This is a genomic window from Pseudomonas sp. PA27(2017), assembly GCF_001945445.1.
Lineage (GTDB): Bacteria > Pseudomonadota > Gammaproteobacteria > Pseudomonadales > Pseudomonadaceae > Aquipseudomonas.
Window position 1 is genome coordinate 47,496 of record NZ_MSXW01000022.1, and the last position, 15,422, is coordinate 62,917.

Annotated in this window: 16 protein-coding genes; 10 read left to right on the top strand and 6 right to left on the bottom strand. The window is 63.9% G+C overall.

What is annotated here, in order from left to right; all coding sequences use genetic code 11:
- The first annotated feature begins 124 nt into the window (after positions 1 to 124).
- Both BVH06_RS11295 and BVH06_RS11300 read left to right on the top strand, forming a co-directional pair.
- Complete coding sequence (locus BVH06_RS11295; protein WP_170833962.1) at positions 125 to 316, top strand: hypothetical protein; 192 nt, start codon at positions 125 to 127, stop codon at positions 314 to 316.
- A 250-nt stretch (positions 317 to 566) separates the two neighbouring features.
- Positions 567 to 2,777, top strand: a complete 2,211-nt coding sequence (locus BVH06_RS11300) for an LTA synthase family protein (protein WP_139315623.1) — start codon at positions 567 to 569, stop codon at positions 2,775 to 2,777.
- 9 nt (positions 2,778 to 2,786) lie between these two features.
- Here BVH06_RS11300 and BVH06_RS11305 read toward each other — a convergent pair whose 3' ends face one another.
- Positions 2,787 to 3,506 (bottom strand): ABC transporter substrate-binding protein, encoded by a 720-nt coding sequence (locus BVH06_RS11305; RefSeq protein WP_075934141.1) that lies wholly within the window; start codon positions 3,504 to 3,506, stop codon positions 2,787 to 2,789.
- Between the two features lie 92 nt (positions 3,507 to 3,598).
- Complete coding sequence (locus BVH06_RS11310) at positions 3,599 to 4,006, bottom strand: transcriptional regulator (protein WP_075934142.1); 408 nt, start codon at positions 4,004 to 4,006, stop codon at positions 3,599 to 3,601.
- A 154-nt stretch (positions 4,007 to 4,160) separates the two neighbouring features.
- On the opposite strand from BVH06_RS11310, the gene BVH06_RS11315 reads away from it, so the two are divergent.
- From BVH06_RS11315 to BVH06_RS11320, 3 genes are all read left to right on the top strand, one after another.
- Entirely contained in the window at positions 4,161 to 5,936 is a 1,776-nt protein-coding gene (locus tag BVH06_RS11315) for a S8/S53 family peptidase (RefSeq protein ID WP_075934143.1), read from the top strand.
- 77 nt (positions 5,937 to 6,013) lie between these two features.
- A complete protein-coding gene (locus tag BVH06_RS26045; protein WP_256562713.1) occupies positions 6,014 to 6,145 on the top strand; it encodes a hypothetical protein in 132 nt (43 codons plus the stop codon).
- Positions 6,146 to 6,201: 56 nt separating this feature from the next.
- Positions 6,202 to 6,438, top strand: coding sequence for a hypothetical protein (locus BVH06_RS11320; RefSeq protein WP_075934144.1), 237 nt, complete (start codon positions 6,202 to 6,204; stop codon positions 6,436 to 6,438).
- A gap of 38 nt (positions 6,439 to 6,476) precedes the next feature.
- Here the strand turns inward: BVH06_RS11320 and BVH06_RS11325 are convergent, their stop codons facing one another.
- The gene (locus BVH06_RS11325) at positions 6,477 to 7,826 is read right to left on the bottom strand and encodes a DEAD/DEAH box helicase (protein ID WP_075934145.1); all 1,350 of its coding nucleotides are present in this window, start codon (positions 7,824 to 7,826) and stop codon (positions 6,477 to 6,479) included.
- Between the two features lie 316 nt (positions 7,827 to 8,142).
- Between BVH06_RS11325 and BVH06_RS11330 the strand changes: the two genes are divergently transcribed.
- Positions 8,143 to 8,778, top strand: coding sequence for a LysE family translocator (locus BVH06_RS11330; RefSeq protein WP_075934146.1), 636 nt, complete (start codon positions 8,143 to 8,145; stop codon positions 8,776 to 8,778).
- A 12-nt stretch (positions 8,779 to 8,790) separates the two neighbouring features.
- Here the strand turns inward: BVH06_RS11330 and rarD are convergent, their stop codons facing one another.
- From rarD to BVH06_RS11345, 3 genes are all read right to left on the bottom strand, one after another.
- The gene (rarD, locus tag BVH06_RS11335; protein ID WP_075929487.1) at positions 8,791 to 9,693 is read right to left on the bottom strand and encodes an EamA family transporter RarD; all 903 of its coding nucleotides are present in this window, start codon (positions 9,691 to 9,693) and stop codon (positions 8,791 to 8,793) included.
- 194 nt (positions 9,694 to 9,887) lie between these two features.
- The gene (locus tag BVH06_RS11340) at positions 9,888 to 10,487 is read right to left on the bottom strand and encodes an FMN-dependent NADH-azoreductase (RefSeq protein ID WP_075934147.1); all 600 of its coding nucleotides are present in this window, start codon (positions 10,485 to 10,487) and stop codon (positions 9,888 to 9,890) included.
- 135 nt (positions 10,488 to 10,622) lie between these two features.
- A complete protein-coding gene (locus BVH06_RS11345) occupies positions 10,623 to 10,937 on the bottom strand; it encodes a 3-phosphoglycerate kinase (protein ID WP_075929489.1) in 315 nt (104 codons plus the stop codon).
- Between the two features lie 74 nt (positions 10,938 to 11,011).
- Between BVH06_RS11345 and BVH06_RS11350 the strand changes: the two genes are divergently transcribed.
- From BVH06_RS11350 to BVH06_RS11365, 4 genes are all read left to right on the top strand, one after another.
- Positions 11,012 to 11,938 carry a LysR family transcriptional regulator gene (locus tag BVH06_RS11350; RefSeq protein WP_075929490.1) on the top strand — a complete coding sequence of 309 codons (927 nt, stop codon included), beginning with the start codon at positions 11,012 to 11,014 and terminating at the stop codon, positions 11,936 to 11,938.
- Positions 11,939 to 11,943: 5 nt separating this feature from the next.
- Positions 11,944 to 12,756 carry an alpha/beta fold hydrolase gene (locus BVH06_RS11355; protein WP_075934148.1) on the top strand — a complete coding sequence of 271 codons (813 nt, stop codon included), beginning with the start codon at positions 11,944 to 11,946 and terminating at the stop codon, positions 12,754 to 12,756.
- A 5-nt stretch (positions 12,757 to 12,761) separates the two neighbouring features.
- Positions 12,762 to 13,316 (top strand): peptidylprolyl isomerase, encoded by a 555-nt coding sequence (locus tag BVH06_RS11360; protein WP_075929492.1) that lies wholly within the window; start codon positions 12,762 to 12,764, stop codon positions 13,314 to 13,316.
- A gap of 125 nt (positions 13,317 to 13,441) precedes the next feature.
- Positions 13,442 to 15,277 carry an ABC transporter ATP-binding protein gene (locus BVH06_RS11365; RefSeq protein WP_075934149.1) on the top strand — a complete coding sequence of 612 codons (1,836 nt, stop codon included), beginning with the start codon at positions 13,442 to 13,444 and terminating at the stop codon, positions 15,275 to 15,277.
- Positions 15,278 to 15,422 lie beyond the last annotated feature (145 nt).

Sequence of the window (15,422 nt, forward strand, 5' to 3'; positions counted from 1 at the left end):
TACCCGAGTCGTCGCCGCGAAACCCGACCGGCAACCAGCCGTTTGCCCACTGGTCATCGAATGAACAGCTGAGCGCTCAGCGGTGATACAATGGGCGGCCATCTTGATGACTCGAGTAGGCAATATGACCGTCATGCGCGTCAAAGCATCCCACAGCAAAGCCAAACCCGCTCCCGCGGTGGAAACCAGTGAATCGATCGACGCTCAGGTAGCGGCGTTCCTCAAGTCCGGCGGCAAGATCCAAGAGATCGCCAAGGGCGTCAGCGGCCAGACCAATGGCCCTGCCAGCCGCCACATCACCATTTCCAAGAAGTAATTTCGTCTGTATCGACCTGCAGCGCCCGATACCGGGCGCCAGGTCGGCAGCCTGGGTACTAGTCCCTCCCCCTCGCCCGTCCGGGCAATGATTTGAACGACTTATTTCGCGTCTTCGGCGCTTGTCGCTAGCGATGAGCACACGCATGTTTCAAAATGATGTCAGTCGCTATATCAGCACTCAGCCCTTCGCCCAAGCCGTGAAGCATGCTGAAAGCCATCGTCTGTCGATCATCGTTTAAGGAAGATACGTGCGTTTTCTCAGCCCCTGGCTGCAGCGGCCGGCCAGCATCCTGCTGGTGCTGGTTGCCCTGTTCATTGCATTGCCGCTGCTCAGCCGTTACGCGCTGGGCTGGTCCCATCCGTTCGGCTACCTCTCCGATCTGGCCATTGGCAGCCTGCTGTTATGGCTGGCGCTGCGTCGCCGCCTGCTGCTGGGCCTTCCACTGGCGTTGATCTGGGTGGTGCTCAACCTGGGCACCATCGAGCTGGTCAGCGCGGTGGGCCGCATGCCCGAGCCGGCCGACCTGCATTACCTGACCGACGCACAGTTTCTCAGCCACTCGACCCAGGGCGGTGGCCTCACTCACCCCTGGCTGGCAGGCGCCTCCATCGCCGCCGCGCTGGCGTTCCTCATCCTGCTCGCCTTCCGTGTGCGCGTGCGCAAGCCGTCGGCGGCCTGGCTGCTGGCGCCACTGGCGCTGCTCACTGCCCATGCCGCCTACCAGTACCGCAGCCCCAGCGAAGCGGACCAGTGGGTGCAGTTCAATCTGCCGCACAAATGGCTAGCCGAAGGCATCAGCGTCGCCCAGCTGGGCGTCGAGGACTGGATGACTCGTGGCCAGCCCAACAGCCCACCGGACATCACCGGTCTCACCCGCCTGGACATGGACGGCGCGCCGCTGCTGGCCGAACCAGGCCGCGCCCGCAACGTGCTGATCATCACCCTGGAAGGCATCCCCGGTGCCTATCTCGATGCCAGCCGACGGGCCATCGGCAGCAGTTACCAAGATGACTTGATGCCGCGCCTGAGCGCCTGGGCCGAGCGCGGCATGCTCACCAGCGACTACGTGCTGCATGCCCACCAGACCATTCGCGGGCTGTACGCCATGCTCTGTGGCGACTACGACAAACTGGCCTCGGGCACTCCCAAGGGCATCGAGCTGCTGGGCAACGCCCAGCGCGCGGCCCAGTGCCTGCCGGCGCAATTGCGCGACAACGGTTTCAGCACGCATTTCCTGCAGGGCGCCGGGCTGCGCTTCATGGCCAAGGACCAGATCATGCCGCGCATGGGCTTCGACAAGACACTGGGCCGCGACTGGTTCCGCAACACGCCCTACCTCGACTTCGCCTGGGGCATGGACGACAAGGCTTATTTCGAAGGCGCGCTGAGCTACGTCGACGGCCTGCGCACGCAGAAGACGCCATGGATGCTGACCCTGCTGACCGTCGGCACCCACCAGCCCTACTCCGCGCCGGACGACTACCTCGCCCGCCACGCCAGCGCCAAGCAGGCGGCCATTGCCTACCTGGACGACGCCATTGGCGATTTCCTCGACGCCCTGCAAAAACGCGGCGTGCTCGACGACACCCTGGTAGTGGTGACCTCGGACGAATCCCACGGCATCGAGAACGTGCGCCTGGCGTCGGCCTGGGGCTTCAACCTGATGCTGGCGCCCGAGCAGGCGCAACTGCCGTCGCTCAAGAGTGGCGTGTACGGGCACATCGACCTGACCGCCTCGGTGCTCGACTACCTGGCCCTGCCGCTGCCGGAGAACATTGCCGGGCGCTCGATGCTGCGCGATTACAGCCACGGCCGCCAGATCATTTCCTATACCAACGGCTTGCTGCGCGAGCACGATGGCCAGGGCACGCTGACCGAGTGCAACTTCCAGCAGGTCTGCCGGCGCTATGCCAGCCCGGGATTCATTGCCGAGCAGGCCGAGTACCTGGGCCGCGTCAGTGGCAAGCCGGCACGCCAGGTGAGCCTGCGTGCCGAGCTGCTGGATCGTTCGCTCAGCGATGGCCAGGGCAACCAACTGCTGCAGTTCGCCAGCAACGAGCGCATTCGCCTGCGTGCCACGCCCGGAGACGACTGGGCCGACAACCTGATCGGCGCCCAGTATCTGGAGCTGCCCAAGGGCACCCAGACCCGCGTGACCCTGAAGATCAACGCGCTGAACATGAGCGAAGCCGGCGCCACGCTGCGCCTGAAGACCAAGGAATTCGACCGTGACGTGCTGATTAACGTCCCGGAGATACCGCGGCTGAAAAAGGGCCAGCCAGTGGAGCTGAGCTTCACCTTCGACAATCTGGACACCCGCAAGGCGTTCTCCTTTCACCTGATGGGCGAAGGCAAGGGCTCCATCGAAATCGCCGATTTCAGCGTCGAGACGCGCCCGATCGAGACCGAGATGCTGGCCGCCACCCTCGAAGAAGAGGCAGAAGAAACGACCCAATGAAGAATCGGTTCAGTACATGGCGTAGCGGCGCTCGATCTGGGCGTACTCGCCACTGGCGATGATGTCGGCCAGCCCCTGATCGAAACGATCGCGCATCGACTGGTCACGCAACCCCAGCTGATAGGGCGTGGGAGGGAACAACGGGTATTCGGTGATCGGCTGGCTGACGTCCACCTGGCGGTAAACCTCACGGTTGAAATAGCGCAGGATCCGCCGATCGGCGATCACCACCTCCACACGGCCGCTGTACAAAAAGCGGTTGCGGGCGATCTGCTGGGCCTCTTCGTGATAACGCGGGTTGGCCTCGGCCATGCGCTGGAACTCCTCGCCCAGCAGCACTCGCGCGCGCTGGAAGGCGCGCACCGAGTGCTTGCCCAGGTCAGCGATGTGCTCGATTCGATAACCGCGCGAAGTTAGGGCGACTGCCACGTTGTCGTAGCGAATATAGGGCTGGGAATAGAAGCTCGTCACACCGCCCTGCAGACGCGTGGTGGCGATGCCGTCGAGCTCGCCACGGCTGAATGCTCGGTGCAGGCGCTCCATCGGCGCATAGGAAGGCACGACGGTGATGCCCGCGGCACGGGCCGCAGCGACCACGATGTCGTACTCGATGCCGCGCTGCTCGCCTTCGAAGATATAGGGTGGCTTGTGCGTACCGAAGCCGATCCTCAGCTCGTCGGCCGTGACGTCGATCGCCAACAGCAGCAGTCCGATTGCCCACCATTTCATTGCACAACCGCCCTCGCCGCACCGACCGTACCCGTGGCCTGGCGAGCCAGGTCATCAGCGCACAGTTTACGCGGCCAGGGCGCAGGTGGGTATCAGACCAGCGTCGCCCGCGGCGCCAGCCCGTCGAACACCTCGGGGTTCAGCGCTGCCAGGCCGTGGCGGTCGAGCACCTCGCGCGGGTGTTCCTCACCGGGGAAGGTGCTGTCGATCATGCTCAACAACTGCGCACCGCGCGGGGTGAGGACGAAGTTCTCGCCATTGCCACCTTCCTCCTCGGGGCGCGGCGCGATGTAGCCGCCCTTGAGCAGCGTGGCCTCGTAGTCGTCGGCCTGCGCTTTCAATGAGTCGACGTTGTCGACCGGTTTGCCGGCCTGCTGCAAGGCGTCGGCCAATTCCTCGGCACAGCGGCGTGGCACGAACGGCTGGCCCGCACCGTTCTGCACCGCGTGGAGCATGCGCTCGACAAGATCCCAGTTGTGAGTGTGCTGATGAGTCGTCATAGCCTCGTCTCCCTTCTCTTCGGCGCCACAAGCGCCTGTGAAGGTATGACGCCAGCGCCGCGAACAAGGTTCGGGCTATCTGCCGAACGCAGCCTGAACCAAGGCCTGCGCCGCCAGTCTGAGGCGCATCCCCCCCTGCACAAAGGATTTCGCCATGCTCAGCCGGCCCCTGCTGCGCCCCGTTCTCAGCGCTCTGCTCGTGGCAAGCATCGCGCCATCGGCACTGGCGGCCGAGCCGTTGCGGCTCAAGCACCTGTATCGCTGCGAAGACGTGCTCGATACCCAGCGCCAGACCTTCTGCCTGACCGCACGCGGACTGGCCGACGGCGAGCTGCAGGTGCTGCTCGATGGCAAGCCGCTGCCGGCCAGCGCCGTGAAACGTGAGGACGGGCTGCGCATCACCCTCGACAGCAAGGGCTACAAGAGCGGCCCGCTATGGCTGAAACAGGGCGACGAGGTGAGCAACCCGGTGTGGCTGTCGATGGCCGGCAGCCACGTGCTGGCAGCCAAGCCAGGTGAGGTGGCAAAGAACATGGACGGCCTCAACACCTATGTCGATCTGGTCAGCGTGGTCATCGAGGAAGATGCCCACGGCCTGGATACCGCCAAGGCGCTGGCCAGCAAATATGGCGCCGAAGTGGTCGGCGCCATCGCGCCGCTCAACACTTACCAGTTGCGCCTGCCGGCCAAGGATCTGATCCAGCGTGACGCCATGGTGCTGCGCCTGGGCAGCGAGCTGAGCGTGGACGCCGTGGTGATCGAGGAATCCTCTGCCGAGGAGCAGGAAGCGTCCGCTGGCGCCAGCAACGAGGAGCAGTTGGGCGAGGAGGAATGGGCGGCCAACCGTTTCGTCGACGCGGTCAACTACTACCAGCGGCGCATTCCGTCCAAACGCTCGCCCATCGCCACCAAGCCGGTGCGCATCGGCCTGATCGAGCGCAACGTCGACTTCGACGCGCCGGATTTCAAGGACTACCTGGGCGCCGCCGAGCGTCAGGGCAACACGCCTCACACTCGCCTGTACAGCCGCGACGCCGACAAGCCGGACGGCCACGGCTCCACTGTGGCGGGCATCCTGGCGGCACGCTGGGACGACGGTGGCAACACCGGCTTTCTGCGTGGCCTGGATGGCGCCGGGCCGGGTTTCGAGGTGATCGTCGACCGCAACTCGGATGCCGGCATCACCGCCAACATCGCAGCCTCGGTCAACCTGGTCGAGGACGGCGTGCGGGTGCTGAACTGGAGCTGGGGCATCCACCGCATCGGCGCGAAGAACATTCACGGCGACGAGATCGACTCGCTGGTTCGCTCGGGCGTGGCCATGAGCGGCTATGAAGAGCTGCTGGAGGAATTCTTCCTGTGGCTGCGCCGCGAGCATCCGGATGTGGTGGTGATCAACTCGGCCGGCAACGGCGCCTCGTTTTCCGGTGCCGATGACTATCGCCTGCCCTCCTCGTTCGTCACCGAGCAACTGTTCGTGGTTGGCGGCCACCAGCGCAGCGACCGCAAGGATGTCGCCGTAGACGACCCGGCGTACGTGAAACGGCGCAGCTCGTCGAACGTCGACACCCGCGTGGACATCACCGCCGCCGCCTGCGTACGCGCCTCCACGGCTGAAGAGAACCAGCAGGGCAGCGTGCATTGCGGCACCTCCTATGCCACGCCGCTGGTGGCCGGCGTGGTGGCTTCGCTGATGTCGATCAACCCCGATCTGCATCCCGATCAGCTGCGCATGCTGCTGCGCCGCAGCGCCATGACCATCGGCGAAGAATTCGACTTCGAGCCCACCGACGCCGATGACCTCACCGCGCCGATCCTGCCATCGGAACGCGGCTTCGATCTCAACGACAAGGACATCGGCCGCTCCGCCCGGCTGGACATGCAGAAGGCCCTGGATTTGACCGTGCGCAGCCTGAACAACAAGCAGTAGACCGAAGCCCTGAACCTTCAGCGCTGGCAGGCACTCAACCGCTCGGACATGACCCTGCAAAGTGTGAGGATTCGAGCATGATCAAGCACATCGCGCCGCTTTGCGGCCTGACCTTTTACAGGCCGTTGAAAAATGTAGGCGAGGAAGCCAGTGCAAGGCAAAAACAGCCGAAAAAGCGCAGTTTACTTGCTGTAAATGAGCATTTTTAGGCTGTTTTTAACGCAGCAATGGCGACGTAGGTAGTTTTTCAACGGCCTGTTACGGCATGGGCCAGGCGCAGGCTTGTACGGCCGACGAAGCGACCGCCAAGGCCCAGGAGCTGGCGGCCAAGATCGAAGAAATTACCCAGCGTGACCCACAGCGGGCTGCGGTGCTACGCGAGGAACTCAAGCAGGCGCAGCCCGAAAGCAGCGGCCAGCATGCCACCGATTGCGATGCTTACGACCAGCGTCTGCAGGAGCTCGAAGAGATCGGCGGTGAGGTCGAGGAACAGGTGCAGTGACGGTCACCGGCAATGGCTGCCGGTGACCGAAGCAATCATCAGGCGTCGGTCGACGGCGCCTTGCGCTTGAGCGGCGCCAGGCCGTCCTGGCTGACCAGCCCTGCATCGCTCTTCGGCTTGTTCACCGTGTTGCGCTTGGCCGGGGTTTTCGCCGCGGGTTTCTTGGCGATCTTCTTGCCGGTTTTCGGGTCGACCTTTTTCTTCTTGGTGCCAGCGGCCTTGCCGGACGCCTTGAGGTTCTTCGGTCCCTGGTAGCTGCCCTTGAGCTCCTTGACGGTACGTTTCTCGAAACGCTGCTTGAGATAGCGCTCGATGCTCGACATCAGGTTCCAGTCGTTGTGGGTGATCAGCGAGATGGCCAGGCCTTCGGCGCCAGCTCGACCGGTACGCCCGACGCGGTGCACGTATTCGTCACCGGAGCGCGGCATGTCGAAGTTGATCACCAGATCCAGGCCCTCGACATCCAGGCCGCGAGCCGCCACGTCGGTGGCGACCAGCACCTTGACGGCGCCCTGACGCAGGCGGTCGATGGCCAGTTTGCGATCCTTCTGATCCTTCTCGCCGTGCAGCACGAAGGTCTTGAATTCCTTGGCCACCAGCTTGCCGTACAGGCGGTCGGCCTGGGCGCGGGTATTGGTGAAGATGATCGCCTTGTCGTAGGTCTCGTTGCTCAGCAACCACTCGACCAGCTGTTCCTTGTGGTAGTTGTGGTCGGCGGTGATGATCTGCTGGCGGGTGCCCTCGGCCAGTTCGCTGACGCGGTTGAGCTGCAGGTGCGTGGGCTCGCGCAGCACTTTGGCGACCACTTCGCGCAGGCCGGCGCCACCGCTGGTAGCGGAGAACAGCAGGGTCTGATGCTCGCGGTCGCACAGTTCGGCCAGGCGCTGCACGTCTTCGGCAAAGCCCATGTCGAGCATGCGGTCGGCCTCATCGAGCACCAGCACCTCGACGTCTTCGAACAGCAGGTTGCCGGCATTGGCGTGCTCGATCAGGCGCCCCGGCGTGCCGATGACGATATCGATCTTGCGCAGCATGGCGGCTTGCACCTTGAAGTCTTCGCCGCCGGTGATCAGCCCGGCCTTGATGAAGGTGTACTGGGCGAAGCGCTCGACTTCCTTGAGCGTCTGCTGGGCCAGCTCGCGGGTCGGCAGCAGGATCAGCGCACGCACGCTGACCCGCGCCTTGGAGCTGCCGTCGCCAAGCAGGCGATTGAGCATGGGCAGTACGAAGGCGGCGGTCTTGCCGCTACCGGTCTGGGCGATCACCCGCAGGTCCTTGCCCTCCAGCGCCGGGGGGATCGCAGCGGCCTGCACCGGGGTCGGCTCGGTGAAGTTGAGCTCGGCGACGGCTTTGAGCAGGCGTTCATGCAGGGCAAATTGGGCAAACACGGGGCAACCTCGATGCAAATGCTAAATCAGCCGCATAGGTTACCGCGTTCGTGCCTCGGGGCCGAACGCTTTCTCTGCGCAACCGCTTGAAAAGCTCGCCGCCCAGTAGCCTTTGCGAAAAACCAGCGATCTCTGCACGACACCACGCCATCGGCCGATACCTGCTTGAACAGCGCAGACGCGGCGGTGTATGGCGTTTTGCTGGGCGATCTGTCACTAACCGCGCGGTCCTCAACGCCCTAACATGCGCCTTACCTTCTGCACCCGCAGGAGCGGGCCGCGCTCGCGGCCGCGAATGAGACTCCAGGAGGCGCTCATGCCCGAACTGTCCAACCTGCTGGCCTACGCGCTGATTTCCCTCGGCATGGTGCTGACGCCAGGCCCCAACATGGTTTATCTGGTCTCACGGTCGATCTGTCAGGGGCCGGTGGCCGGGCTGGTTTCCCTGGGCGGCGTGGCGCTCGGCTTCGTCTTCTACATGTTGTGCGCGGCGCTGGGTATCACCGCTCTGCTGCTGACCGTTCCCTATGCCTACGATGCGGTGAGGATTGGCGGCGCGGCGTACCTGCTCTATCTGGCCTGGCAGACGGTCAGGCCCGGCGGACGCTCGCCATTGCAGCTACGCGACCTGGCAAAAGACAGCCCGCGCAAACTGTTCACGATGGGATTGCTGACCAACCTGCTCAATCCCAAGATCGCGGTCATGTACCTGTCGCTGCTGCCACAATTCATAGCCCCACCTGAACACGGCAGCGTACTGGCACAGTCGCTGGTGCTGGGCTTCACGCAGATTTTCATCAGCGTGAGCGTCAATGCGCTGATCGTCTTTACAGCAGGCTCCATCGCGGCGTTCTTCATCGCCAGGCCAAGGTGGCAAAGCGTGCAACGCTGGCTGATGGGCACCGTGCTGGCGACCCTGGCAGTGCGCATGGCGCTCGAAGGGCGACGCTGACCAACCGTCGCCTCAGGCGGCCGTCTGCATGCGCCGCTGCTTGATCAGCAGGCGCCCGCTGTCCCAGCCTACCAGTACCACCGCCACCCAGATCGGCAGGTACGTCAGGAACTGGTCCGGATCGAATTGCTCGCCCAAGAACAGCAGGCTGACAGTGAACAGCAGCACTGGCTCCACATAGCTGAGAATGCCGAACAGGCCCAGTGGCAGCAGGCGCGACGAGGCCATCATCGCCGCCAGGGCGATGGTGCCCAGCAGCGCCATGCCCGGCACCAGCCACCACAGGCGCGGATGCTCGGCGAACATGCCCGCCGGCGCCCAGTAGAGAATCAGCCAGATGGCCAGGGGCGCCATTACCAGCATCTCCAACACCAGGCCCGGCAAAGCGTCCAGGCGCATCCAGCGACGCAGCATGAAATATGGCGGATAGCCCAGGGCGGTGACCAGCGTGACCCAGGAAAACGCCTGGGATTGCCACAGCTCGTGCAGCACCCCGGCAAAGGCGCAGGCTACGGCGAGCCGCTGCAGCGGACGCAGGCGTTCGCCGTAGAACACCCGGCCGGCCAGCACCATGGCCAGCGGCAGCAGGAAATAGCCCAGGGAAACATCGAGCATGTGCCCGGTCAGCGGTGCCCACACGAACAGGAACCACTGCAGGCCGATCAGCGCCGCGGCGACTGGCAGCGCCGCCAGCAGCAACGGCTCGCGACGCAGGCGCTGCAGCGCGCCGAGCAACAACGGCCACTGACGCAGCAGGGTGAGCAGCAACAGCACCGCCGGGATCGACCAGAGCACGCGCTGGGCGAACACCTGGAAACCATCCAGCGGCGTGAGCATTTGCACGTAGCCGGGAATCAGAGCGAACAGGATCGAGGCGCTGACAGAGAACAGCACGCCGGGTCCGGAAAGCGTCATCGCGCACCTCGAGGAATAGGAAAGTCGCCCTAACGGTTCAGCCTATCAGGCAGCCGCGCAGTTGCGGCGGCGACGGCGCGCGCAGATAGGCGAGCGTCGCTGCGTGAATGGGCGGCGCACCATAACGGTTCGCCGTCCGGCAGACAATCCGCGGGAGCGACCTGCCCTGAAAACCAGGCATGGCGCGATGACGATCAGACGAGTTCGGCAATCCGCTGCTGGGCAGCCTGGATGCCACGCGCCATGAACGCTTCGCCCAGGTTGAGACCTTCGGCGAGGATGACGGTGACGTCATGAATGCCGACGAAGGCCAGCAACTGGCGAAGATAGGGCTCCTGGAAATCCTGATTGCCGCCAGCGTAGATACCGCCGCGCGTGCATAGCACGAAGGCACGCTTGCCGTGCAGCAGGCCCTGGGGGCCATTCTCGCCATAACGAAAGGTCACGCCGGCGCGCAGCACATGGTCGAACCAGGCCTTTAGCGTGCCGGGAATGCTGAAGTTGTACATCGGCACCGCCAGCACCAGCACATCGGCGGCCAGCAGCTCGTCGGTCAGTGCATTGGAACGCTGCAGGGCATCACGCTCGGCCTTGCCGTGCTGCGCGGCGGGGCCTGTCCAGGCGCCAAGCAAGGCGCCGTCCAGATGGGGAGGCGGTTCGGCAGCCAGATCCCGTCGACAGATGCGGTCGGCGGCATGGCGCTCGCGCCAGCAGGCCACGAAGCGCTCGGTGAGCTGCCGCGACACCGAATCCTGCTGCCGTATGCTGCTGTCGATCACCAGTAACTGGGCCATGAGCTCGCTCCATCGAAGGCAGTTAAACGATGGTCGCGAGGGTAGTAAGCTGGTATCCGATGAAAAAGCGTAATTATCCGCTTCTAACTATCGATGAAGTTGATTTGTTCCACGCCTGCTCATAGGCTGGGTAAGTTATTGAGGCTCGCAGTTGAGCTGAACCCGCAGGCGAATGATGCTACGGGCGAATTTCACCGTGAGATTGCCGCTCTGCCCGGCCGCCAGGTTCACGCTGCGGGTACGTGGCGCCTCGGGGCCATTGCGAAATACCGCCTTGCAGGAAGCGGCCTGCTGACCATAGTTCTGCACCCGCACGGCGGCCATGTTGTGATCGATTTCCTGGGTGCTCGCCGATATCTCGGCGCCGTTGAACTGTTTTTCCAGTTCGATGGGATAAGCCTGCACCGCCAGTGGCAAGCAGGCGATCAGCGCGCAACAAAGTTTTTTCATGGCCAGCCTCCAAGGTCAGCCCCCAGTTTAGAACCACAGCCTGTCCATGCACAGCCGCTGGTGAAGGAGATCAAATGAAGGCTCCACGCGTAACCCTCGATCAATGGCGAACCTTGCAGGCCGTGGTCGATCACGGCGGCTTCGCCCAGGCGGCCGAGGTGCTGCATCGCTCGCAATCGTCGGTCAGCTATACGGTGGCGCGCATGCAGGAGCAATTGGGTGTGCCGCTGCTGCGCATCGATGGCCGCAAGGCGGTGCTCACCGAAGCCGGTGACGTGCTGCTGCGCCGCTCCCGGCAACTGGTCAAGCAGGCCAGCCAGCTCGAAGACCTGGCGCACCACATGGAACAGGGTTGGGAGGCCGAGGTGCGCCTGGTGGTCGACGCCGCCTACCCCAGCGCGCGCCTGGTGCGAGCGCTGACCGCTTTCATGCCACAAAGCCGCGGCTGCCGGGTGCGCCTGCGCGAAGAAGTGCTGTCCGGCGTCGAGGAAGTGCTCAAGGAAGGTGTCGCCGATCTCGCGATCAGCGCCTACAACATCCCCGGTTTTCTCGGCTCGGAAATGAGCCCGGTGGAATTCATCGCCGTGGCCCATCCCGATCACTCCCTGCATCGCCTGGAACGCGAAATCAATTTTCAGGATCTGGAAACCCAGATGCAGGTGGTGATTCGCGACTCCGGACGCCACCAGCCCCGCGACGTCGGCTGGCTGGGTGCCGAGCAGCGCTGGACGGTGGGCAGTCTGGCCACTGCGGCGACCTTCGTCGGCAGTGGGCTGGGGTTCGCCTGGCTGCCACGCCACATGATCGAACGCGAACTCAAGGATGGTCTGCTCAAGCCCCTGCCGCTGGACAAGGGCGGCAGCCGCAAGCCAGTGTTCTTTCTCTACGCCAGCAAGGACAAGGCCCTGGGCCCGGCCACACAGATACTTACCGACCTTATCCAGCGTTTCGATGCCGCGCCGCTCAACGCCGCGTTCGGCGCACCTGCTTCGCAAGACTGAATCCAATGGCCTACTTCACGCATCGCGGCTGCCGGCTTTTCTATGAAGAGCATGGCCAGGGCACACCGGTACTGCTGATCCACGGCCTGGGCTCCAGCGCTCTGGATTGGGAGCTGCAAATTCCTGCCCTAGCTGCTCATTACCGGGTGATCGCCCTGGACGTACGCGGCCACGGCCGCTCCGACAAACCGCGCCAGCGCTACCGCATCGCCGACTTCGCAGACGACGCTGCGGCGCTGATCGACCATCTGCAGCTAGCTCCGGTGCACCTGGTCGGCATTTCCATGGGCGGCATGATCGGCTTCCAGCTGGGGGTCGATCATCCACAGTTGCTGCGCAGCCTGACCGTCGTCAACAGTGCTCCTGAGGTTAAAGCGAAAAAACCCAGCGACTACCTGCAGATCGCCAAGCGCTGGACGCTGGCCCGGGTGCTGAGTCTGGACGCTACCGCCAGGGCCCTGGCACGACTGCTGTTTCCAAAACCGGAACAGGCCGAACTTCGCCGCAAGGTCGAAGAGCGTTGGCCGCGCAACGACAAACGCGCGTACCTGGCCAGCCTCGACGCCATCATCGGCTGGGGCGTGCGTGAACGTCTGGCGCTGATCACCTGTCCTACCCTGGTGATCAGCGCCGACCGCGACTACACGCCCATTGCACTCAAGCAGGCTTATGTCGACGAACTGCCCGACGCCCGCCTGCTGGTGATCAAAGACTCACGCCATGCCACACCGCTCGATCAGCCTGAACACTTCAACCGCAGCTTGCTTGCCTTTGTGCGGGAAGTCGAAAACACTGCCGCCACCTCATCCAAGGATTAGACCCAATGCTGAAGAAACTCGCCCTCACCGCCTGCTCGCTGCTGTTCACCGCCCACCTGATGGCCGCAGAAAACCCCACCGTTCTGCTGACCACCAGCCTGGGCGAGATCGAGGTGCAGCTCGACGAGCAGAAAGCGCCGATCAGCACCCAGAACTTCCTCGCCTACGTGGACAGTGGCTTCTACAAAGGCACCGTGTTTCACCGAGTGATTCCAGGCTTCATGGTCCAGGGCGGGGGCTTTGACGAGAGCATGCGTCAGAAGCAGACCAAGGCGCCAATCAAGAACGAAGCCGACAACGGCCTGCACAACGTGCGCGGCACCCTGGCCATGGCCCGTACCCAGGTACGCGATTCGGCCACCAGCCAGTTCTTCATCAACCACGCCGATAATGCCTTTCTCGACCACGGCTCGCGCGACTTCGGCTACGCGGTGTTCGGCAAGGTGACCCGCGGCATGGAGGTGGTCGACCGCATCGCTCAGGTGCGCACCGCCAATCGCGCCGGCCAGCAGAACGTTCCGGTCGATCCGGTGGTGATTCTCGACGCCAAGCGCCTCTGATACTGCTACCCTCCCCCGGTAACCTGCGCGCTTGAGCGCGTGGGTCTACCTCAGCGCCCTGCGCTTCTGCCCCTCGGCAGCCTCCTTGACTCGCCCCCATCACTCGCCAGAGCAGACTGCACCTCATGTTGTTTCGCCGCTTCGAAAGCCTGATCGACGTCTTCAAGCCCAGCCCTGATGTGGCGCCGCCCAGCGGCATGCTGCGTTTCTACGCCCATTACCTGAAACAGGTTTGGCCGCTGATGCTCGCCGTCCTGGTGATCGGCTTTTTCGCCGCTGTGATCGAAGTGGCGTTATTCAGCTTCCTCGGCCAGTTGATCGACATGGCCCAGAGCACCGCCGACGCCCGCACCTTCTTCGCCGAACACCAGGGCGAGCTGCTGTGGATGGCGCTGGTGGCCCTGATCATCAGGCCGCTGGTGTTCGGCCTGCACAACCTGCTCACCCACCAGGCGATCAACCCGGGGCTGACCAACCTGATCCGCTGGCAGAACCACCGCTATGTACTCAAGCAGAGCCTGAATTTCTTCCAGAACGATTTCGCCGGGCGCATCGCCCAGCGCGTGATGCAGACCGGCCCGTCGCTACGCGATTCGGCCATGCAGGTGATCGACGCGCTGTGGCACGTGGTGGTCTACGCCGGCAGCGCGCTTTACCTGTTCGCCGCCGCCGACCTGCGTTTGATCGTGCCATTGACGCTGTGGATCATCGGCTACAGCGCCGCGCTCTGGTACTTCGTGCCGCGCATCAAGGAGCGTTCGGCAGCTGCTTCGGCGGCGCGCTCCAAGGTCATGGGCCGGGTGGTCGACGGCTACAGCAACGTCGCCACGCTCAAGCTGTTCGCCCATTCCCGCGAAGAGGAAAGCTACGCCCGCGAGGCCATGCAGGAACTGCTCGACAAGTTCCGCCTGCAGTCGCGCACCATCACCAGCCTGGACTTCCTGATCACCTGCATGAACGGTCTGCTGATCGTCGGTACCGGCGCCCTGGCCCTGTGGCTGTGGAGCGAGTCGCTGATCAGCACCGGCGCCATCGCCCTGGCGCTGGGTCTGGTGATCCGCATCAACAACATGGCCGAATGGATCATGTGGGTGGTCAACGGCATTTTCGAGAACGTCGGCACCGTGCAGGACGGTATGCAGACCATCGTCCAGCCGCGCCACGTGCTCGACCGCGAGGACGCCAAACCGCTGCAGGTGCAACAAGGCGGCGTGCGCTTCGACGACGTGCACTTTCATTACGGCAAGAAGGGCGGCGTGATCAGCGGCCTGGCCCTGGATATCCGTCCGGGCGAGAAAATCGGCCTGGTCGGCCCGTCCGGCGCGGGCAAGTCGACCCTGATCAACCTGCTGCTGCGCCTCTACGACCTGGAGAGCGGACGCATCCTCGTCGACGGCCAGAACATCGCCGAGGTCAGCCAGGAAACCCTGCGTGCCAATATCGGCGTGGTTACCCAGGATACTTCCCTGCTGCACCGCTCGATCCGTGACAACCTGCGCTATGGTCGCCCCGAGGCCAGCGACGAACAACTTTGGGCCGCGGCCCGCAAGGCCCGCGCCGAGGGTTTCATCGCCACGCTGGACGATGGCCAGGGCGGCACCGGCTTCGATGCCCAGGTCGGCGAGCGCGGCGTCAAGCTCTCCGGCGGCCAGCGCCAGCGCATCGCCATCGCTCGCGTCTTGCTCAAGGACGCGCCGATCCTGGTGCTCGACGAAGCCACCTCGGCGCTGGATTCGGAAGTCGAGGCGGCGATTCAGGAAAGCCTCGACGACCTCATGGACGGCAAGACGGTGATTGCCATTGCCCATCGCCTGTCGACCATCGCGCGTATGGATCGCCTGGTGGTGATCGACAGGGGCCGGATCATCGAGACCGGCACCCACGCCGAGCTGATCGAGCGCGGCGGCCTGTATGCGCGCCTCTGGCAGCATCAGACTGGTGGTTTCGTCGGCGTCGATTGACGCCGACACGGGTAGGCTCAGCGGCCTGCGACCGAGCAACTAGTTAGCTTGCTAACAATATCATTTTCCATGATATCTACTAACGAGACCATCAATTTCCGCCGCTTCGCCTTTGCTGGTCATATGAGTCCACCAGGCAACCAAA

Bases quoted from the DNA above. Each gene is read 5' to 3' on its own strand.
- BVH06_RS11310 (WP_075934142.1), bottom strand. From the start codon at position 4,006: ATGACGACTCATCAGCACACTCACAACTGGGATCTTGTCGAGCGCATG.
- BVH06_RS11320 (WP_075934144.1), top strand. From the start codon at position 6,202: ATGGGCCAGGCGCAGGCTTGTACGGCCGACGAAGCGACCGCCAAGGCC.
- BVH06_RS11345 (WP_075929489.1), bottom strand. From the start codon at position 10,937: ATGAAAAAACTTTGTTGCGCGCTGATCGCCTGCTTGCCACTGGCGGTG.
- BVH06_RS11365 (WP_075934149.1), top strand. From the start codon at position 13,442: ATGTTGTTTCGCCGCTTCGAAAGCCTGATCGACGTCTTCAAGCCCAGC.
- BVH06_RS11350 (WP_075929490.1), top strand. From the start codon at position 11,012: ATGAAGGCTCCACGCGTAACCCTCGATCAATGGCGAACCTTGCAGGCC.
- BVH06_RS11330 (WP_075934146.1), top strand. From the start codon at position 8,143: ATGCCCGAACTGTCCAACCTGCTGGCCTACGCGCTGATTTCCCTCGGC.
- BVH06_RS26045 (WP_256562713.1), top strand. From the start codon at position 6,014: ATGATCAAGCACATCGCGCCGCTTTGCGGCCTGACCTTTTACAGGCCG.
- BVH06_RS11315 (WP_075934143.1), top strand. From the start codon at position 4,161: ATGCTCAGCCGGCCCCTGCTGCGCCCCGTTCTCAGCGCTCTGCTCGTG.
- rarD (WP_075929487.1), bottom strand. From the start codon at position 9,693: ATGACGCTTTCCGGACCCGGCGTGCTGTTCTCTGTCAGCGCCTCGATC.
- BVH06_RS11340 (WP_075934147.1), bottom strand. From the start codon at position 10,487: ATGGCCCAGTTACTGGTGATCGACAGCAGCATACGGCAGCAGGATTCG.
- BVH06_RS11305 (WP_075934141.1), bottom strand. From the start codon at position 3,506: ATGAAATGGTGGGCAATCGGACTGCTGCTGTTGGCGATCGACGTCACG.
- BVH06_RS11355 (WP_075934148.1), top strand. From the start codon at position 11,944: ATGGCCTACTTCACGCATCGCGGCTGCCGGCTTTTCTATGAAGAGCAT.
- BVH06_RS11360 (WP_075929492.1), top strand. From the start codon at position 12,762: ATGCTGAAGAAACTCGCCCTCACCGCCTGCTCGCTGCTGTTCACCGCC.
- BVH06_RS11295 (WP_170833962.1), top strand. From the start codon at position 125: ATGACCGTCATGCGCGTCAAAGCATCCCACAGCAAAGCCAAACCCGCT.